At 64.8% G+C, this 20,021-nt stretch carries 16 protein-coding genes; 13 read left to right on the top strand and 3 right to left on the bottom strand.

All coding sequences use genetic code 11. The annotated features are described in order from the left end of the window. Positions 1-133: 133 nt before the first annotated feature. The 3 genes from C8K14_RS10960 (at position 134) to C8K14_RS10950 (ending at position 6,537) form a co-directional block, all read left to right on the top strand. Positions 134-2,806: an EAL domain-containing protein gene (locus tag C8K14_RS10960; protein ID WP_022676412.1), complete on the top strand. Its 2,673-nt coding sequence runs from the start codon at positions 134-136 to the stop codon at positions 2,804-2,806. 221 nt (positions 2,807-3,027) lie between these two features. Further along, complete coding sequence (gene lepA / locus C8K14_RS10955) at positions 3,028-4,830, top strand: translation elongation factor 4 (protein WP_107716671.1); 1,803 nt, start codon at positions 3,028-3,030, stop codon at positions 4,828-4,830. Positions 4,831-4,923: 93 nt separating this feature from the next. Continuing rightward, entirely contained in the window at positions 4,924-6,537 is a 1,614-nt protein-coding gene (locus C8K14_RS10950; protein ID WP_107716670.1) for a mechanosensitive ion channel family protein, read from the top strand. Here C8K14_RS10950 and C8K14_RS10945 read toward each other — a convergent pair whose 3' ends face one another. Beyond that, positions 6,538-8,055, bottom strand: coding sequence for an AarF/ABC1/UbiB kinase family protein (locus C8K14_RS10945; protein ID WP_107716709.1), 1,518 nt, complete (start codon positions 8,053-8,055; stop codon positions 6,538-6,540). It lies immediately after the preceding gene. 134 nt (positions 8,056-8,189) lie between these two features. Between C8K14_RS10945 and C8K14_RS10940 the strand changes: the two genes are divergently transcribed. From C8K14_RS10940 to C8K14_RS10915, 6 genes are all read left to right on the top strand, one after another. Beyond that, positions 8,190-9,116, top strand: a complete 927-nt coding sequence (locus C8K14_RS10940; protein ID WP_107716669.1) for a CmcJ/NvfI family oxidoreductase — start codon at positions 8,190-8,192, stop codon at positions 9,114-9,116. A gap of 167 nt (positions 9,117-9,283) precedes the next feature. After that, positions 9,284-10,201, top strand: a complete 918-nt coding sequence (cysD, locus tag C8K14_RS10935; protein ID WP_022676407.1) for a sulfate adenylyltransferase subunit CysD — start codon at positions 9,284-9,286, stop codon at positions 10,199-10,201. Next, the gene (gene cysN, locus C8K14_RS10930; protein WP_107716668.1) at positions 10,201-12,120 is read left to right on the top strand and encodes a sulfate adenylyltransferase subunit CysN; all 1,920 of its coding nucleotides are present in this window, start codon (positions 10,201-10,203) and stop codon (positions 12,118-12,120) included. The genes cysD and cysN overlap by 1 nt, the downstream gene beginning before the upstream one ends. A gap of 23 nt (positions 12,121-12,143) precedes the next feature. Continuing rightward, a complete protein-coding gene (locus tag C8K14_RS10925) occupies positions 12,144-12,878 on the top strand; it encodes a 3'(2'),5'-bisphosphate nucleotidase CysQ (protein WP_107716667.1) in 735 nt (244 codons plus the stop codon). Between the two features lie 38 nt (positions 12,879-12,916). Further along, on the top strand, positions 12,917-13,408 hold the full coding sequence (locus tag C8K14_RS10920; RefSeq protein ID WP_022676404.1) for a flavin reductase family protein: 492 nt from the start codon (positions 12,917-12,919) through the stop codon (positions 13,406-13,408). Between the two features lie 285 nt (positions 13,409-13,693). Next, entirely contained in the window at positions 13,694-14,392 is a 699-nt protein-coding gene (locus tag C8K14_RS10915) for a Crp/Fnr family transcriptional regulator (protein ID WP_022676403.1), read from the top strand. 101 nt (positions 14,393-14,493) lie between these two features. On the opposite strand, the gene C8K14_RS10910 is transcribed toward C8K14_RS10915, so the two are convergent. Both C8K14_RS10910 and C8K14_RS10905 read right to left on the bottom strand, forming a co-directional pair. Further along, positions 14,494-15,282 carry a PPC domain-containing protein gene (locus C8K14_RS10910; RefSeq protein ID WP_082209120.1) on the bottom strand — a complete coding sequence of 263 codons (789 nt, stop codon included), beginning with the start codon at positions 15,280-15,282 and terminating at the stop codon, positions 14,494-14,496. Between the two features lie 267 nt (positions 15,283-15,549). Further along, positions 15,550-16,242: an OmpW family protein gene (locus tag C8K14_RS10905; RefSeq protein ID WP_054130475.1), complete on the bottom strand. Its 693-nt coding sequence runs from the start codon at positions 16,240-16,242 to the stop codon at positions 15,550-15,552. Positions 16,243-16,501: 259 nt separating this feature from the next. Here C8K14_RS10905 and ccoN point away from each other — a divergent pair, with 259 nt between their 5' ends. Genes ccoN through ccoP form a run of 4 tightly spaced genes read left to right on the top strand, consistent with a single transcriptional unit; the run spans position 16,502 to position 20,015 of the window. Beyond that, positions 16,502-18,154 carry a cytochrome-c oxidase, cbb3-type subunit I gene (gene ccoN, locus C8K14_RS10900; RefSeq protein WP_107716666.1) on the top strand — a complete coding sequence of 551 codons (1,653 nt, stop codon included), beginning with the start codon at positions 16,502-16,504 and terminating at the stop codon, positions 18,152-18,154. Positions 18,155-18,182: 28 nt separating this feature from the next. Beyond that, entirely contained in the window at positions 18,183-18,929 is a 747-nt protein-coding gene (gene ccoO, locus C8K14_RS10895) for a cytochrome-c oxidase, cbb3-type subunit II (RefSeq protein WP_022676399.1), read from the top strand. Beyond that, positions 18,926-19,087: a CcoQ/FixQ family Cbb3-type cytochrome c oxidase assembly chaperone gene (locus tag C8K14_RS10890; protein WP_022676398.1), complete on the top strand. Its 162-nt coding sequence runs from the start codon at positions 18,926-18,928 to the stop codon at positions 19,085-19,087. Before ccoO ends, C8K14_RS10890 begins: the two co-directional genes overlap by 4 nt. Then, on the top strand, positions 19,080-20,015 hold the full coding sequence (gene ccoP, locus C8K14_RS10885) for a cytochrome-c oxidase, cbb3-type subunit III (RefSeq protein ID WP_022676397.1): 936 nt from the start codon (positions 19,080-19,082) through the stop codon (positions 20,013-20,015). Before C8K14_RS10890 ends, ccoP begins: the two co-directional genes overlap by 8 nt. Positions 20,016-20,021 lie beyond the last annotated feature (6 nt).

The following is a 20,021-nucleotide window of genomic DNA, read 5'->3' as shown; positions in this document are numbered from 1 at the left end:
CCTGATAAAGTCCCACCCACGTCCGGCACGCCGCCTAGCAGGTTCATTACGGAGGTAAAAGTGGGCAGATTTCGTGTCGCTTCGTCAGGCCTGCTTAACGGTTTTTCAAAGCCGTTCGGGCATGCGGGTAACCATGGCAGACGTATCCGGGGCAGAGCAGATCGAAATCGAAGCGCGGGGCGAGGAGCGCCGTGACTTTGCACGCACGCAGCGACGGCGCGAACGCGTGCCGGCCAGCCACGCGCCAAACCCGCGGATGGCCAACCGTTTGATCGCGCGCGAATGGCCGCAGATCGCAGCGCCGATGGCGGTGGGCCTTGCCGGGCTGGCGCTGCTTAACGGGGTGATTCCCGATGGCATCGTGGTGTCGGTGGGAATCACCGCGGTCATGCTGGCGTTGCTCGGCGCGCTGGCGGTGCGGGTGGAAAACGCCGGAATCGTCGGTACCGCGCCGCGCATGCTGCTGATGGCGCTGGCCGTAGGCATGCCGATGTTTCTGTTTGGCGCGGCGGTGGGCCACTGGGCCGAGATCGGCGCCGTGCCGTGGTTGCAGGGGCTGGCCCTGCTGGTAACCGTGTCGCTGCTCGCCACCGTGTTCGAAAGCGGGCAACTGGCCAGCGTGCTGGTGGCGCAAGTGGCGATCTGGGCCGGGGTGGCCTGTGCGGCAAACCGCCTGGGCGGGCTGGTCACGCTGGGTATTGGTCTGGCCGTGGCGGTGGCAGCCTATTTCCGCCAGCGCGAAATCGAAGCGCGCGCGCGCGAGCAGATGGAAATCGAAACGCGCATCCAGACCCGCGCGCAGGAGATTCTGGCCGATTACGAGGAAACCGGCCAAGGCTGGTTCTGGGAAACCGATCGGCGTGGCCAGATCACCTATCTTTCGCGCCCGGTCGCCCAGATCCTGGGGCGCGGCGTGGAAGAACTGATCGGCCGGCCATTTCCCGAACTGTTCAACCTGGCCGACCAGGCCGGCGAGGGTGAGCGCACGCTGGCCTTTCATCTTTCGGCGCGATCGAGCTTTTCCGAACTGGCCGTGCGCGCGGCAACCGACATGGAAGAGCGCTGGTGGCAGATCAATGGCCGCCCGACCTATGACACGTTCAACAATTTCCAGGGCTTTCGCGGCTCGGGCACCGATCTGACCGAAAAGCGCCGCTCGGCCGAGCATGCCTCGCGCCTGGCGCAATTCGATTCGCTCACCGGCCTGTCGAATCGCCTGCGCATGTCGCAGACGCTGGAAAAGATCCTGGTAGCGCCGCAGGTGCAGCACCGTGCCTGCGCGGTGTTTCTGCTCGATCTCGACCGGTTCAAGCAGGTGAACGATACGCTGGGCCATCCGGCCGGCGATGCGCTGCTCAAGCAGGTAGCGCAGCGGCTGGAAGGCGTGATCGGCAATGTCGGCCGCGTCGGGCGCCTGGGCGGCGACGAGTTCCAGGTGATCATGCCCGGCAAGATCGAGCGCGACCATCTGGCCTACCTTGCCAACCAGGTAATCGAACAGCTTTCCGCGCCCTATGCCATCGACGGCAACCGCGTGATGATCGGCGCATCGGTGGGCATTGCCATTGCCCCCGATGATGGCGTGACCAGCGAGGCGCTGATTCGCAACGCCGATCTGGCGCTCTATGCCGCCAAGGACGGCGGGCGCGGGCGCTATCACTTCTATGCCGCAGACCTGCACAGCGATGCCGAGGAGCGGCGCCAGCTGGAAGAGGAATTGCGCGATGCGGTGGCCCATGGCGGGCTGGAGCTGTATTACCAGCCGGTGGTACAGACCGCGACCGAGCGGATCACCGGGTTTGAAGCCCTGCTGCGCTGGCACCATCCCCAGCACGGCTTCATTTCGCCGGCCAAGTTCATTCCCATTGCGGAGGATACCGGGCTGATCGCCGCGATCGGCGAATGGGCGCTGCGCACCGCGTGCCAGGACCTGGCGCAGTGGCCGCAGGATGTGCGCGTGGCGGTCAACGTCTCGCCCCTGCAGTTTGCCAATCCGGCGTTGCCCACGATCGTTACTTCCGCCCTGGCCCACGCCGGAGTGGAGCCCGAGCGGCTGGAGCTGGAAATCACCGAAAGCGTCTTCCTCAACAACGACGAGGGCACCGACCAGATGTTCAAGCAGCTGAAATCGATCGGCGTGCGCCTGGCGCTCGACGATTTCGGCACCGGCTATTCCTCGCTCGGCTATCTGCGTTCGGCGCCGTTCGACAAGATCAAGATCGACCAGTCGTTCGTGCGCGGGGCAACCCAGCCGGGCAGCCGCAACGGCGCGATCATCGCCTCGATCGTCAGCCTGGCCGAGGCGCTGGGCATGGAAACCACGGCAGAGGGCGTGGAAACGCTGGACGAACTGGACCTGGTGCGCATGCTTGGGTGCAGCCATGTGCAGGGCTATATCTATGAACGGCCGCTCTCGGCGGTCAACGCTGCGGCGCGGCTTTCGACTGGGCTGGTGGCCGTGGCCCAGGGGCCGCGCTCGGCCCGTGCCAGCCGCCAGTCGATGCTGCGCAAGGTCGTGCTGGAAAACGCCGGGCACAAATACAACGGCATGGTGCGCAACATCTCGATGACCGGCGCCCTGATCGAGGGGCTGTGGAATGTGCCGGAAGGCACGGTGTTTCGCATCCAGCTCGCCGATGGCCACGTGGTCACGGGCACCTGCCGCTGGAGCAACGACGATCGCATGGGCGTGGAATTTGCTGCCCCGCTCAAGGCCGATGACGATGGCCGCATTGCCGTTGTCCAGGTGCGCACGCCCGCGTTGGCGCCGGTGCTGGAGCGGCCGCTGCAGCGCAAGGTGGGGTGAAGGGGCTTTGGGCCCTGACATGCCCTCCCCAAACCCCTCCCGCAGGCGGGAGGGGCTTTAGCGGGTTGCACCCTCTCGCAGGCGGGAGAGACTTCCGTCCTTGCTCCCCTCCCGCTTGCGGGAGGGGCTGGGGGAGGGCGTGTTGGCCAACCTGAAAACCCCCGCCGAAACTGCCCATCGCGCCTGATGACAGCGCGCAACGGGCCTGCTAACGGCGGCGCATGACCGACCTCGCGCTGATCCGCAATTTTTCCATCATTGCCCACATCGACCATGGCAAGTCCACCCTGGCCGACCGCCTGATCCAATATACGGGCGGCCTGGCCGAGCGCGAGATGACCGCGCAGGTGCTCGACAACATGGACATCGAGCGCGAGCGCGGGATCACCATCAAGGCACAGACCGTGCGCCTGGATTACAAGGGCAAGGATGGGCAGACCTATCAGCTCAACCTGATGGACACGCCCGGCCACGTCGACTTCGCCTATGAAGTCAGCCGCAGCCTGGCGGCCTGCGAAGGCGCGCTCTTGGTGGTGGACGCGGCGCAGGGCGTGGAAGCGCAGACCCTGGCCAACGTCTATCAGTCGATCGAGCACGACCACGAGATCGTGCCGGTGATCAACAAGATCGATCTGCCCGCCGCCGAGCCGGAAAAGGTGAAGCACGAGATCGAGGAAGTGATCGGCATCGACGCCAGCCAGGCCGTGCTGGCGAGCGCCAAGGCCGGCATCGGCATCGAGGAAGTGCTCGACGCGGTGGTGGCGCGCATTCCCCCCCCGGGCGGCGATCGCAATGCGCCGTTGAAGGCCATGCTGGTCGATTCCTGGTATGACCCCTATCTGGGCGTGGTCATCTTGGTGCGCGTGATCGACGGGGTGATCAAGAAGGGCTTGCAGGTCAAGTTCATGGCCGGTGGCACCGAACACCTGATCGATCGCGTGGGTTGCATGCGGCCCAAGATCGAGCAACTGGCCGAACTGGGGCCGGGCGAGATCGGTTTTATCACCGCGCAGATCAAGGAAGTGGCGCAGGCCCGCGTCGGTGACACGATCACCACGGTCAAGGGCGGCGCCAGCGAAGCGCTGCCGGGCTTCAAGGAAGTGCAGCCGGTGGTGTTCTGCGGGCTGTTCCCGGTCGATGCCGCCGATTTTGAAAAGCTGCGCGATTCGATCGGCAAGCTGCGGCTGAACGATGCCTCGTTCAGCTTTGAAATGGAAACCAGCGCGGCGCTGGGCTTTGGTTTCCGCTGCGGGTTCCTGGGCCTGTTGCACCTGGAAATCATCCAGGAGCGCCTGAGCCGCGAATACGATCTCGACCTTATCACCACGGCGCCGTCGGTGGTCTATCGTCTGACCATGACCGATGGCTCGCACATGGAACTGCACAACCCGGCCGACATGCCCGATGTTGTGAAGATCGACACCATGGAAGAGCCGTGGATCAAGGCGACGATCTATACGCCCGACGAATACCTCGGTTCGATCCTCAAGCTGTGCCAGGATCGCCGTGGTATCCAGACCGGGCTGACCTATGTCGGCGGGCGCGCGCAGGTGAACTATGAACTGCCGCTCAACGAAGTGGTGTTCGATTTCTACGATCGCCTCAAGTCGATCAGCCGTGGCTATGCCAGCTTCGACTACGAGCAGATCGGCCTGCGCGAGGGCGACCTCGTCAAGATGAACATCCTGGTCAACAACGAGCCGGTCGACGCCTTGAGCATGATCGTGCACCACAGCCAGGCCGATGCGCGCGGGCGCGGGCTGTGCGAGCGGTTGAAGGACCTGATCCCGCGCCATCTGTTCAAGATTCCGATCCAGGCCGCGATCGGCGCCAAGGTGATTGCGCGCGAAACCATTGCCGCGATGCGCAAGGACGTGACTGCCAAGTGCTATGGCGGTGACATCAGCCGCAAGAAGAAGCTTCTGGAAAAGCAGAAGGAAGGCAAGAAGCGCATGCGCGAATACGGCAACGTGCAGATTCCGCAGGAAGCCTTCATCGCCGCGCTGCGCATGGGCGAGGAATAGGGGCGTATCTGCCGCGGGCCGGGGAACCGAACCGCGCGCTATCCGGTTACGTTGGGTGGGAGCGTTCGCTCCTGCAGCAATACCGGAGGCCCTTTGCTCATCGTTCGCCTGTTCCGATTTGCCCTGATCGCGCTGTTGCTGGGCGTGGCTCCATTGGCCCACGCGCAGTTGACGCCGGCGGCGGCATCGAGTCCGGCCGCGCCCAGCGATCCTTATGGCCGCGAAACCCCGCGATCGGCCGTCGCCGGGCTGATCCAGGCCCTGGCCGGGCGCGATTACGAGCGCGCGGCGCATTTCATGTCGGTGCGGCTGGACAATCCGCGCCTGGCCAATGGCGCCGAAGAACTGGCGCGGCGGTTGCAGGTGCTGCTCGACAAGGGTGGTGCGCTGCGCGCGTTTGGCGCCCTGTCGAACGATGCCGTGGGCGATCTGAACGACGATCTGCCGTTCAACCGCGAGCAGGTCGGCACGATGCGCGTGGGCGATCAAAAGGTGCCGGTCTTGCTGGCCAGCAGCCAGCAGGGCCAGGTGGTGGTCTGGCGTGTTGCCCCTGAAACCCTGCAGATTTTGGCCAAAGCCGACGTGCCGCGCGACGCACCGGTGGCGAGCACCAACCCGGATAGCTGGATGGTCGGCGGTGCGCCGATCGGCGATTGGGCGCTGCTGCTGGGCCTGGCGGCGGCCAGTTTTGCCGCGTTTCGTTTGCTGGCCGCGCTGATCCTGCTGGTGGTGCGGCGGTTGATCCCGCAGTTCCAGGATAGCGCGGTCTATCGCTTCCTGGCAGCGGCCTTGCCACCGCTCAGCCTGTTTCTGTCGATCATGATCTTCTTCATGTGGGCCAACCGCCTGCCCGTGGCGATCGTCGCCCGGCAGACGCTGCTGCGCTATGGCGGCACGGTGGGCCTGGTGGCGCTGGTGTGGTTTGCGCTGCGCCTGATCGATGCGATTGCCGAACTGGCGACGCGGCGCCTGCGCCATCACCAGCGACGCCAGGTGATTTCGGTGGTCAACCTGCTGCGGCGCGGGGCCAAGCTGTTGCTGCTGGCCTTCACCGTGGTAGGTGTTCTTGATACGTTTGGTATCAATGTTACTACCGGTATCGCGGCACTGGGCATTGGCGGCATCGCTTTGGCGCTGGGCGCGCAAAAGACGGTCGAGAACCTGGTGGGCAGTGTCACGGTCATTGCCGATCAGCCGGTGCAGGTGGGGGATTTCTGCAAGGTGGGCGATGTTTCGGGCACGGTGGAGGACGTGGGCATCCGTTCCACCCGCATCCGCACCAACGATCGCACCCTGGTGACCATTCCCAACGGTGATTTCGCCGCGCGGCAGATCGAGAACTTTGCCACGCGCGACCGCTTCCTGTTCAATCCCACGATCGGCATCGCCTATGGCCTGCCGGTCGCCAAGGTCCGCGAGGCGGTGGACATCGTGCGCCAGACGCTGCTCGATCACGATGGCGTGCTCAACGATGGCGTGCGCGCCACGTTCACCAACTTTGCCGACACGGCGCTGACCATCGACGTGTGGTCTTACCTGGCGGGGCCGGATTACAACGCGGCGATGGCGGTGCGGCAGGACGTGCTGCTGACGATCATGGAACAGTTCGAGGCGGCCGGCATCGTGCTGGCGCAGCCGACACGCTCGGTCATGGTCCAGGGCGGCATGCCGTTGCCTGCTGCCGAAGTGCCGCCGAGCGCGGCGTGATCACCCGATCAGGCGGGATGCCACCACAGCCACGGCGACCAGCACCCCCGCACCCCAGATCGCGCGCGTAAGCGGACGGACCAGGGCGGCCCATTGCGGGGCCGGTTCGATCGGCGCCGGCGGCTCGGTCAAGCGCTGCACCCCGGCGCGCAACAGGCGCGGTGCGTCATTGCCGAGATGGGCCAGTTCCAGCCCCAGCGCGCGCAGGATCGGTTGCCAGTGATCGGGCGACAGCCGCGCGGCAACCAGCCGCACGGTGGACCGGCGCAGCGCGGCAGACAGTTCGAACCCGGGTTCGATGCGGCTGAGCACGCCATCGATCGTGACCAGCGCCTTGAAGATCAGCAACAGGTCTGATGGCATGACGATGCCGGTTTCGCGCAGCAAGGGCAGGAAATCGGCAACCATTGGCGCCAGGCGCAGGCTCTCGCCGCCGTGGGTTTCGACCAGGCGGCGCGCCGCGGCGGCCACGGCTGATGCCGGCGCGCTGCCGCTTTCATCCCAGGTGGTGAGAACGTCGGCCATCGCGGCATCGTCGCGCGCGACGAGCGCCTGGGTAAAGCGGATGAACTCCTCGCGCCGGCGGGGCGAAACCTGGCCGACCAGGCCCAGATCGAGCAGGGCAATGGCATTGCCGGGCAGGCAGCGCAGGTTGCCGGGGTGCGGATCGCCATGGAAGCGGCCATTGATCAGGACCATGTCCAGCACGACATCGGCACCGAGCGCGGCAATGCTCGCCGGATCGATACCGGCGTCGCGCAAGGCCTGTCCGCTGGTGGGAGCAACGCCGGCCACGAAATCCATCACCAGCACGCTTTCGCTGCTGAGCGGCCAATGGATCGTGGGCACGACCACGCGCGGATTGCGCGCAAAATCGGCGCGCAGCCTGTCGGCATTGCGGCCTTCCACGGTGAAATCGAGTTCCTGGCGCAAGGCATCGGCGAGTTCCGCCGCCATCGCTCCGGCGCGCAACTGCCGCGCCTGGGCATTGGTGCGCTCGGCCAGGGCAGCGGCACCCGCGATCAGGCGCAGGTCCGCCAGCATAGGGCCAGTGATGCCGGGCCGGCGGATCTTGACGGCGACCGGGGTGCCATCGGGCAGCGTCGCCCGGTGCACCTGCGCCATCGAGGCGGCGGCCAGCGGGATTTCATCAAACGTGGCAAAGCACGTTTCCAGTGGTGCACCCAGCGTCTGCTCAAGATCGGGGCGCAGCGCGGGGAAGGGCAGCGTGGGGGCCTGACTTTGCAACTGCTCCAGTTCTGCGATCCATGGCGCGGGCAGAAGATCGGCGCGCGTCGCCAGGATTTGCCCCAGCTTGATCCAGGCCGGGCCCAGTTCTTCCAGCGCCAGGCGCACCCGGCGCGGCGTGGTGGCGGGATCGCCGTCGGGCGTCTCTGCCGCGCCGCTGCCAGGCATGAAGCGTGCCGCCAGCCAGCCGAGCCCGTGGCGGGCAAGAATGCGGGTGATATCGGCAAGGCGGGCGCTGTCGGCCGCGCGGCCAGGGAAGGGCAGGGTCATGCCAGCCAAGGTAGGGTGGCGATTGCCGCGCGCAACCTTGGGGTGCGGCATGGCTGGACTCACTCGCTAACAATTGTTAGGTTGACGAACAAGTAGGGTGCGCCAGATCGCCCTGCGGTGCGAGAGGATCTGCCATGGATGCCGCGTTGCATGCCCGCCCCGATGTGTTCGACCCGATCGAGGAAACGGCGCGCCAGGCGCCGGCGATGATCCGCTATCTGGGGGAGGGGGATTTCGTCACCCGCCGCTATGTCAGCCAGGGGGCCGAGATCAACACTGGCACTTACACCGATCACGCCGTGGTGGTGCGCGATGGCATGCCGCTGCGCGATCACTTCGCGCTCGATACCCATGGTTTCATGCTGGGCCAGCACCGTTCGGCGGTGAACGACTTTCACGATGCCGCGATGGTTGACGCGCTGTACCTTGCTGAAGTGGAAGCACTGGTGGCGCAGCTGTGCGGGGCCAATCGCGTGGCCGCGCAAGGCTGGATGATCCGCACCTCGGCCGATCTTTCTGCCCGCGCGCGGGAAAAGGTTGCCAATTATCAGCACAATGGCGGCATCCAGCCGCCTGCGGGCGAAGCGCACGTGGACTACAATCGGCCCACGGCGCGGCGCGCGGCCCGGCGCATGCACGACCAGCGCTTTGCCGATCAGGGCGGCTATTCCCGCGCGATCTGCTTTTCGCTGTGGCGCACGTTTTCCCCAGGGCCGCAGGATTGGCCGCTGGCGGTGTGCGACGGGCGCAGCGTGGGTGAGGCGGAAACCGCATCCAACACCCTGTTCGTGGTGGACGAATTTCCCCAAGGCGACGCGCTGACTGCGCCGGTGGCGGGCGAGGAAGACATGATCGCGGCCACCATCTTCCGCTATTCGCCCGCGCATCGCTGGTGGTATTTTGCCAACATGGCGGCCGATGACGTGCTGCTGTTCAAGTTCAACGACAGCGATGAAAGCGTGACCTGGCGCTGCCCGCACACCGCCTTCCACGATACCAGCCTGCCCGATCCGCGCGTTCGCAGCAGTATCGAGGTGCGTTGCATCGCCTATTTCGACTGACGTTTGGATAGGGTGTGTGTGCCAACGTGCCCTCCCCAGGCCCCTCCCGCTTGCGGGAGGGGAGGCATTCGATTCTGCGCAATGCGTTTGTGACCAAAGTTTGGCTTGGGGGCGCTTAACCAATTCGCCCTGTCATTCCAGGCGCGGCCTGTGCCAAAGGCGGCGCCATGACCAGCCCATCGCTCACCCATCTCCAGCGCCTTGAAGCCGAGGCGATCCACATCATGCGCGAAGTCGTGGCCGAGGCGCAGGCGCCGGTCATGCTCTATTCGGTGGGCAAGGATAGCGCGGTGATGCTGCACCTGGCGCGCAAGGCGTTCTATCCCGCGCCGCCGCCGTTTCCGCTGCTGCATGTGGACACCACCTGGAAATTCCAGGACATGTATGCTCTGCGCGATCGCATGGCGCGCGAAAGCGGGATGGACCTGCTGGTCTATCAGAACCCGGAAGCGCAGGCGCGCGGCATCAATCCGTTCGATCACGGCGCGCTCCACACCGATATGTGGAAGACCGAGGGCCTCAAGCAGGCGCTGGACCTCTATGGCTTTGACGCGGCGTTTGGCGGCGCCCGGCGCGATGAGGAAAAGAGCCGCGCCAAGGAGCGCATCTTTTCGTTCCGCACCGCCAGCCATGGCTGGGACCCCAAGAACCAGCGGCCCGAGCTGTGGAATCTCTATAACGCCCGCAAAAACAAGGGCGAGAGCATCCGCGTCTTTCCGATCAGCAACTGGACCGAGCTGGACATCTGGCAATACATTCACTTGAACGACGTGCCGATCGTGCCGCTCTATTTTGCCGCGGTGCGCCCGACCTATGAGTGGGACGGGCAGCTGTTCATGGCCGATGATATCCCGCGCCTGGAAAAGGTGCTGGGCTATCGGCCCGAGATCGTCGAGCGCTCCATCCGCTTCCGCACCCTGGGCTGTTTCCCGCTGACCGGCGCGGTGGAAAGCAGCGCGGCGACGTTGCCCGAAGTGATCCAGGAAACCCTGCTGACCACCACCAGCGAGCGCCAGGGCCGCGTGATCGACAAGGATGCTGGCGGCGCCGGCATGGAAGTGAAGAAGCAGCAGGGGTATTTCTGATGACCGATCCGGTTTACGTCACCGATGCCCTGATCGCGCAGGATATCGACGCCTATCTCGATACCCATCAGCACAAGACCATGCTGCGCTTCATCACCTGCGGGTCGGTGGACGATGGCAAGTCCACGCTGATCGGGCGGCTGCTCTATGATTCCAAGATGATCTTTGAAGATCAGCTGGCGGCGCTGGAAAACGACAGCAAGAAGGTGGGCACTCAAGGCCAGGCGATCGATTTCGCGCTGCTGGTCGATGGGCTTGCGGCAGAGCGGGAGCAGGGCATCACGATCGACGTGGCCTATCGCTTCTTCAACACCGAAAAGCGCAAGTTCATCGTCGCCGATTGCCCCGGGCACGAACAATATACCCGCAACATGGTGACCGGCGCCTCTACCGCAGACCTGGCGGTGATCCTGATCGATGCGCGCAAGGGCGTGCTGGTGCAGACCCGGCGCCATTCCTACCTCTGCCACCTCCTGGGCATCCGCAACATCGTGCTGGCGGTCAACAAGATGGACCTGGTCGATTACAGCCAGGCCCGGTTTGACGAGATCGTGGCCGAGTATCGCGCCTTTGCCAGCAGCATCGGCATCGAGACGTTCACCGCGCTGCCGATCTCGGGCTTTGCCGGCGACAACGTGACGGCGCCTTCGGCCAATACGCCGTGGTACACCGGGCCTTCGCTGATTGCCCACCTGGAAACCGTTCCGGTGCGCGGGGCCGACGATCTGGCCCGCCCGTTCCGCATGCCGGTGCAATGGGTCAACCGCCCGAACCTGGATTTCCGGGGCTTTTCCGGCCTGATTTCCAGCGGCAGCGTCAAGCCGGGCGATAGCGTGCGCGTGTTGCCTTCGGGCAAGACCAGCACCGTGGCGCGGATCGTCACGCTGGAAGGCGATCTGGACCAGGCCCAGGCCGGCCAAGCCGTGACCCTGACGCTGGCCGATGAAATCGACTGCTCGCGCGGGGACGTGATCGCCCTGGCCGACAATCCGCCCGAGGCGGCCGACCAGTTCGAAGCGACGCTGGTGTGGATGGCTGATGAAGCCTTGACGCCCGGCCGTGCCTATTGGCTCAAGCTGGGGACGCAGACCGTTTCGGCCACGGTGCGGGCGCCCGAATATGTCGTCAACGTCAACACGATGGAGCGCCTGGCGGCCAAGACGCTGGAACTCAACGCGATTGGCGTGGCCGAGGTGGTGACTGACAAGGCGCTGGTGTTCGAACCCTATGCGCAAAGCCGCACGCTGGGCGGGTTCATCCTGATCGACAAGATCACCAACGCCACGGTTGGCGCCGGCATGCTCAATTTCAGCCTGCGCCGCGCCCAGAACGTGCACTGGCAGGCGCTGGACGTGACGCGCAAGGCGCATGCCGCGCTCAAGATGCAGGAGCCGGCGGTGCTGTGGTTCACTGGGCTGTCCGGCTCGGGCAAATCGACCATCGCCAACCTGGTGGAAAAGAAGCTGCATGCCCTGGGCAAGCACACGTTCCTGCTGGATGGCGACAATGTGCGCCATGGCCTGAACAAGGACCTGGGCTTTACCGACGCAGACCGCATCGAGAACATCCGCCGCGTGGGCGAAGTGGCCAAGCTCATGACCGATGCCGGCCTGATCGTGCTGACCGCCTTCATCAGCCCGTTCCGCGCCGAGCGTGAGCTGGTGCGCAGCCTGCTGCCGGCGGGCGAGTTCATCGAGGTGTTCATCGACACCCCGCTGGAAGAGGCGGAAAAGCGCGACGTGAAGGGCCTGTATAAAAAGGCGCGCAGCGGACAGCTCAAGAACTTCACCGGGATCGACAGCCCCTATGAGCGGCCCGAAAATCCCGAAATCCGGGTGGACACCACGCGCGAAAGCCCCGAAGACGCCGCCGAGCGGATCGTGGAGCGGGTGATCGGCGCGTGGATGCCGGTGATCTGACCGGATCGCAGGGGGGAAGGCGAATGGACGATCTGGCGCTGGCGCGGCATCTGGCCGCTGAGGCGGGGCGCATCCTCATGGATTTGCGCGCCGCCGGCACGCACGAGGGCAAGGCGCTGGGCTGTGAAGGCGATGCGCGGGCCAATGCCTTTCTCATGGCGCAGATCGCGCAGCACCGTCCCGACGATGGCGTGCTGAGCGAGGAAACGGCCGACACGCCGGCGCGCCTGGGCAAAAGCCGCGTGTGGATCATCGATCCGCTGGACGGCACGCGCGAATATGGCGAAGGCCGCGCCGACTGGGCGGTGCACGTGGGCCTGGCGATCGATGGCAAGGCCGTGCTGGGCGCGGTGGCGTTGCCGGGAGAGGACCTCGTGCTCGACAGCGGCGGGGTGGGCGTGATGCCCGCCATGGCCGCCGTGCCGCGGCTGCTGGTCAGCCGGTCGCGCCCCGCGCATGAAGCGGTGGAAGTGGCCCGTGCGATTGGCGGCGAACTGCTGCCGATGGGCAGCGCCGGGGCCAAAGCCATGGCCGTGGTGCGCGGCCAGGCGGAAATCTATCTGCATTCGGGCGGTCAGTATGAATGGGACAACTGCGCGCCCGTGGCCGTGGCGGCCGGCGCTGGCCTGCATGTCTCGCGCATCGACGGCGCGCCGCTGGTCTACAACAACGCCGATACCTGGCTGCCCGATGTTTTGATCTGTCGGCCTGAATGGGCCGACAGGGTGCTTGAGGAAGTTGCCCGGATCGGCGATTGACGCAGCGCAGCGATAACTTTGACCCAGGCGAGGACCCCATGATCGATCCCAAGCATTTCCGCACCGTTCTGGGCGCCTACCCCACCGGCGTTTGCGTGATCACCTCGGTCGACGAGGCGGGCGTGCGCACGGGCCTGGTGGTCGGTTCGTTCACCTCGATTTCGCTTGATCCGCCGCTGGTGGGCTTCTTCCCTGACAAGCGATCGAGTTCCTGGCCGCGGATTGCCGCGACCGGGCGGTTTTGCGTCAATGTGCTGGGCGCCGACCAGCTGGACCTGTGCCGCCGCTTTGCCGCCCGCGCCGACGACAAGTTTGCCGAACTGGCCCATGGCCATACGCCGTCCGGGCAGCCGCTGCTCGACAATGCGCTCGCCTGGATCGACTGCCGCATCGAGCGGGTGGACGATATCGGCGATCACTGGCTGGTGGTCGGCGCGGTTGAGGCGCTGGATGCGCGGGCCGGGGGAACGCCGCTGCTGTTTTTCCGTGGCCAGTATCACGATGCGGTAGAGATCGCCCAGGGCGTGTGATTGCCCGCGCACGGCCACCAATTTGCGCCATTTCAGCGCTAATTGTGGCGTGGTTGACGCGGATCAAAGCGGACCCCACGCGATCGGCCTAGACCGGAAATCGCCGAAGGGAACAGGTCTTTCCAACCCGGACAGCCTGTTCGTTTCGCGTGATTTCTCCCCAACTCGGGCGGCATGCCTTGCTTGCCGCCCCCCTTTTCGTTGGGGTGGCCTTATCACACTTTGGTCTAATAAGGCCGTGTCTTGTCATTGTCTTGGCGCGCGCAAGATGGTAATTGCACGGCCATGTCTTCTTGCGAAACCTGCGTCGTCCGCAACCGGGCCATCTGTGCCGGACTCGACAATCAGGAGATTGTCGCGCTCAATGCCATTGGGCGCCGCCGCAGCGTGTCTGCTGGGGAGCCGTTGATCTGGGAAGACGACGATTCGCTGCTGGTCGCCAATGTGATCGATGGCGTGCTCAAGCTGACGACGAGCACCGAGGATGGTCGCGAGCAGATCGTGGGCGTGGCCTATCCGTCCGACTTCATCGGGCGCCCGTTTGGTCAGACGAGCAAGGCCAGTGTCGTGGCGCTGACCGATGCGCGGGTCTGCGTGTTCTCGCGCAATGATTTCGATCGCTTTGCCCGCAGCCATCCCGAGCTGGAGCACAAGCTGCTGGAACGCACCCTGGCCGAGCTTGATCGCACGCGGTCGTGGATGATGCTGCTGGGCCGCAAGACCGCGCCGGAAAAGATCGCGACGTTCCTGCTGGAAATGTCGGATCGCTTGGCCGAAACCGGCTGTACCCCGATCACGCGCGGCCCGGCCAAGCGCTTTACCCTGCCGTTCTCGCGCCAGCAGGTGGCCGACGTGCTGGGCCTGACGATCGAGACCGTCAGCCGCCAGTTCACCAAGCTCAAGAACGAGGGCGTGATCGACCTGCCGGCGCGCCGCGACGTGGAAATTCTCAATCGCGCCTCGCTGGTGGCGCTCGCCGGCTGATCCAGCCGCCGCGCCGATCACACGATCAGCAGGCGATGTGGTGAACCGGACAGCGCCTTGCGCCGATCCGGCCACCACATGCCAGTGATTTGCGTGGCCGATCAGCTTTCCGGCATGGCCGCAGCGCGCAGCGCATAGGCGCCGGTCTCGCCATTGTTCGCGCTGGTCACGCGGACGATATAATCGCCTTCCGTATCCGGCGTGAATGCAATGAACGCGTTCTTGCCGCCGCCGCTGTCATCATCCTGGGTGATCGGCTGGTCGGTCGTCTTGCCTTGCGCATCGAAGATCTGCAGCACCGGGTCGATCGCGTCGCTCTTCAGGAAGAACAGCATGGTCTGGCCGCTGTTGACGTGGAAGATGAACTCGTCCTCGTACTTGCCGCGGATTTCGCCATCAGACGCTTCCAGCGTGCCGCCATAGGTTTCCAGGCGCAGCGCTGTGGTGCTTTGCGGCTTTGCCTTGATCGGGGCGGGCAGGGGGCGCACCTCGCGCAAGGTCAGCTTGTAGTCCGCGCCGGGCTTGGCGCCGTCCACGGCCTTGACGCGGACGCGATAGGTGCCGCTGCGCGTCGGGGAAAAATCGAGCAGCGCGTTGTTGCCTTCGCCGCCGTCATCATCGTCGGCGATCACCTCGGCATCGGGATCGGTCAGCGTCATGGCCGGATCGAACGCCTCGGAATCCACGCCGATTTCGTAGCGCTTGCCCGCAGTCAACTGGATCGGATAGCTGGCATAGATTTCGCCATCGCGGGGATTGCGGCGATCGAGCTTGCCGGCATAGGTAATCGCCTGTGCGCGCTGCGCCAAAGCCTGTTCCACGCCACCGCTCTCACCGGCCAGCATGAGCCCGAGGGCGATGAGGATTTTCCGTTTAGCCTTGGCAGCCATGTATATCGTCTCCTGCTTGCGATGGAGGCGCGCCGTCGCATTGGGCCACAGGGGCCGGCAGCCAGACCACCCGCCTGATTTAGCATATTCTATTTGTTTGAAATTTTTTGTGACGGAGACGATCGTCTGTCAAGGCTGCGGCGCACCCATGGACGTGGTTGGCGCACATGAAAACGGGCGGGCCGATGCCAGGGGATCCCAGACCCTGGACCGACCCGCCCGCTGGCCCTGCATACGACGGATATGCAGGGCTATCGGTGCAAAGGCTTAGAAGCGGTAGGCGACGCCGGCGCTGAGCACCCACGGGTCCATGCGGTGGCGGGTGGTGAGCGCTTCGGTGCCGTTGGCGGTGTAGAAGTGCGCGGTCGTGCTGATCCAATACTTCTTGGCATCGAGCGTGAGACCAAGACCGGTCTTGGTGATCGGAATATCGATGCCGCCCTGGACCACAACACCAGCATCGTTATCGAGCTTTACGCGCGTGGCGCCCAGGGTCTGGGCGGTCGCCCCGGCGCGTTCGTCGATATAGAAGAACCAGGCCCCACCGGCGCCGACATAGGGCTTAATGCCGCCGGGCAGGGTGAGGTGATACTTAGCCGTGACAGTGGCCGGCAGGATCAGCGCGTGATCGACCAGCGCGGCCCCGGCGAGCGAGCCCGCCCCGGTGACGTGGTGCGCGGTAAAGCAGCAGATCGTTTCGACCGAGACATTGGGCAGGGCGAAGTATTCGATCGCCAGCGTGGGGGTGAAGCTGTTGTTGCTCGCGTCGGTCTGCGCGCCGGCGGGCAGGCCGATCAGATCCTTGCGCACCGCGGTGATCTTGCCATCGGCCAGAACCGAGGTGGCCAGCACCTTGACCTGCCACTTGCCGGCCGGTGCCTCGTCGGCCGCCAGCGCGGGAGAAGCGAACGCCAGCGCCAGGGCGGCGGCACCAAGAGCTTTGCCAAGAACCTTTTTCATCACGCGTTTCCTAGTCAGATGCAGCATGCACCGCTGCAGGCTGCGCCACTGCAGGCGGCCTGCCCCTCGCAGGCTCCGTTCCCTCTGGCGTGGCACCGTCAATGGCGGGCAGCGCGATTCGCTACATTGACGCAACGCAAAAAAGCGCAAGTTCCCAACAATTCGTTCACCGCACAGGTTATTTGACTCGTATCAATGTGAAAGACCGGCAATCGGCGCAGGGGCACAATCTGTAGTTTGGCATGGAAGGGAAGGGTCCATGGAACAGGTTCTGTTGCGCGCCGGCCTATGGTTTGGCGCGCTTGTCCTGGCGGTGGTTGCCTGTGCTCTGGCAGTTGACCAGGGCTTTGCGATTCATATGGCGATCTTTGGGATCGCCGCCGCCATCGCGCTGTGGGTTACCATCAGCGGCAAGAGCGTCGACAATGCAGTGCGCGGTATCCTGCGCATGCCCGATCAGGGCCGCTATGACGACGATGTAATTCGCTGGGGCGTCATCGCCACGGTTTTCTGGGGGGTTGCCGGATTTACCGCCGGCCTGTGGATCGCGCTGGAGCTGACCTGGCCCCAGCTCAACTTCGGGCTGGAATGGATCAACTTCGGCCGCCTGCGCCCGCTGCACACCTCGGCGGTCATTTTCGCTTTCGGAGGCAATGCGCTGATCGCCACGTCGTTCTACGTCGTGCAGCGCACCTGCCGGGCGAGGCTGGCCTTCCCCGGCCTCGCCCGTTTCGTGTTCTGGGGTTATCAGCTGTTCATCGTCATCGCGGCGACCGGTTATCTGCTGGGCATTACCCAGGGCAAGGAATATGCCGAACCGGAATGGTACACCGACCTGTGGCTGACCATCGTCTGGGTGGCCTATCTGGCGGTCTTCGTCGGCACGATCATCAAGCGCCATGAGCCGCACATCTATGTGGCCAATTGGTTCTACCTCTCGTTCATCCTGACCGTGGCGATGCTGCACATCGTCAACAACCTCAACATTCCCGTCAGCCTGTTCGGATCGCGGTCCTACCCGGTCTTTGCCGGGGTGCAGGGGGCGCTGGTGCAGTGGTGGTATGGCCACAACGCGGTGGGCTTTTTCCTGACCGCCGGCTTCCTGGGCATGATGTATTACTTCGTGCCCAAGCAGGCCGAACGCCCGGTCTATTCCTATCGGCTGTCGATCATCCACTTCTGGGCGCTGATCTTCCTCTATATCTGGGCTGGCCCGCACCACCTGCACTATACCGCGCTGCCCGATTGGGCGCAGACGCTGGGCATGGTCTTCTCGGTCATGCTGTGGATGCCGAGCTGGGGCGGCATGATCAACGGGCTGATGACGCTCAACGGCGCGTGGGACAAGATCCGCACCGATCCGATCATGCGCATGCTGGTGATGAGCCTGGCGTTCTATGGCATGAGCACGTTCGAAGGCCCGATGATGAGCGTGAAGAGCGTCAACTCGCTCTCGCACTATACCGACTGGACCATCGGCCACGTGCATTCCGGCGCACTCGGCTGGAACGGCATGGTGACGTTCGGCGCGCTCTATTACCTGGTGCCGCGCCTGTGGAACCGCGAGCGGCTTTATTCGCTGCGCATGGTCAACTGGCACTTCTGGTGCGCCACGCTGGGCATCGTGTTCTATGCCGCCTCGATGTGGGTGGCAGGGATCACCCAAGGGCTGATGTGGCGCGAATATGGGCCTGACGGCTATCTGGTGAACAGCTTTGCCGAAACCGTGGCCGCGCTGCACCCGATGTATGCCCTGCGTGCCTTTGGTGGCCTGCTCTACCTGAGCGGCGGGGTGATCATGGTGATCAACATCACCAAGACGATCCTGGGCCAGTATCGCACCGAAGCACCCATGCATGATGCCGCATTCGATCCCGCCAAGGATCGCCCCATCGTGGCCCAGCCGGCCTGACCGCCCGCGAGATAAGGAAACTCGAACAATGTCCAGCATTGTTGAGCGTCACAAGACGCTGGAGCGCAATGTCACCCTGCTGGCAGTCCTTGCCTTTGCCGCGGTGACGATCGGCGGGATCGTGGAAATCGCCCCGCTGTTCTGGATCGACAACACCATCGAGAAGGTGGAGGGGATGCGCCCCTACACCCCGCTGGAGCAGGCCGGCCGCGACATCTACGTGCGCGAGGGCTGCTATGTCTGCCATAGCCAGATGATCCGCCCGTTCCGCGACGAGACCGAACGCTATGGCCATTACAGCCTGGCGGCGGAATCGATGTACGATCACCCGTTCCAGTGGGGATCGAAGCGCACCGGGCCGGACCTGGCCCGCGTGGGCGGCAAGTATTCGGATGAATGGCATGTCCAGCATCTGAAAGACCCGCGCTCGGTCGTGCCGGAATCGATCATGCCGACCTATCAGTTCCTGGCCGGGCGCCCGCTCAACCAGGGCGACATGACGGCAGAGCTGCAAACGCTCTACACCACCGGCGTTCCCTATACGAAGGACCAGATCGCCAAGGCCAACGACGATCTTAAGGCCCAGGCCGACCCGGAAAACGCCACCGAGTTCAAGAAGCGCTGGCCCAAGGCCCAGGTGCGCGACTTCGATGGCGATCCCACCAAGCTGACGGAGATGGATGCGCTGGTCGCCTATCTCCAGATGCTGGGCACGTTGGTGGATGTGAATGCGCCTGCTGCCCAGGAAGACCTGGCAAAGGAGAAGGGGCGATGAGCACGTATGACGCGCTGCGCCATTTTGCCGACAGCTGGGCGCTGGTGGTGATGGGCGCGATTTTCCTGGCCCTGTGCATCTGGCCGTTCCGCCGCGGGGGCAAGTCCTCCGGCAGGGAAGCGGCCAACTCGATCTTCACGGAGGATCACGATGGCTGACAAGCGCATCGACGAGCCCACCGGCGTTGAAACCGTCGGACACGAATGGGACGGCATCGAAGAACTCAACACGCCCTTGCCGCGCTGGTGGCTGTGGACGTTTTACGCCACGATCGTTTTCGCGATCGGCTATGTGGTGGTCTATCCGGCTATCCCCGGCCGCCATGCGGCAACCGCGGGCACGCTGGGCTGGACCAGCCGTGGCGCGCTGGACAAGGACCTGAAGGCGGCCGACGCCGCCCGGGCCCAGACCCGCGCGGCGATTGCGGCGACGCCGGTGGAAAAGCTGGCGGACAATCCGCAACTGCTGCGCGCCGCGATCGAGGGCGGGGCTGCCGCGTTCAAGCAGAACTGCGTGCAGTGCCATGGCGCGGGCGCGGCCGGCTCCAAGGGCTATCCCAACCTCAACGATGACGACTGGCTGTGGGGCGGCGATATCGCCACGATCCACCAGACGCTGGAACACGGCATCCGCTATCCCGGTGACGAGCAGACCCGCGTGAGCCAGATGCCCGCATTTGGCAAGGATGGCATCCTGACCGCCGCCCAGGTGCAGGACGTGGTCAGCCACGTGCGCGTGATCAGCGGGCAGGACAAGCCCAATGCTTCGTCCACGCGCGGTGCCCAGATCTTTGCCGACAACTGCAGCGTGTGCCACGGCGCCAATGGCGAGGGCAACCGCACGGTGGGCGCGCCGCGCCTCAATGACAAGATCTGGCTCTATGGTGGCGATCGCGCCACGCTGACGCAGACCGTCACCTATGCCCGCCAGGGCGTGATGCCGGCATGGGGGCAGCGGCTGGACCCGGTCACCATCAAGATGCTGGCCGCCTATGTCCACTCGCGCGGGGGCGGGGAAGCCCTTCCACCTGCGCCACCTGCAGCGCCTGAGGCGCCGGCAACGGCTGCCGTTGCCCAAGCAAGGTAACCCAGA

This window comes from Novosphingobium sp. GV079 (genome assembly GCF_003058045.1).
Taxonomy (GTDB): Bacteria; Pseudomonadota; Alphaproteobacteria; order Sphingomonadales; family Sphingomonadaceae; genus Novosphingobium; species Novosphingobium capsulatum.
This window is presented reverse-complemented; position numbering and strand designations above follow the sequence as displayed.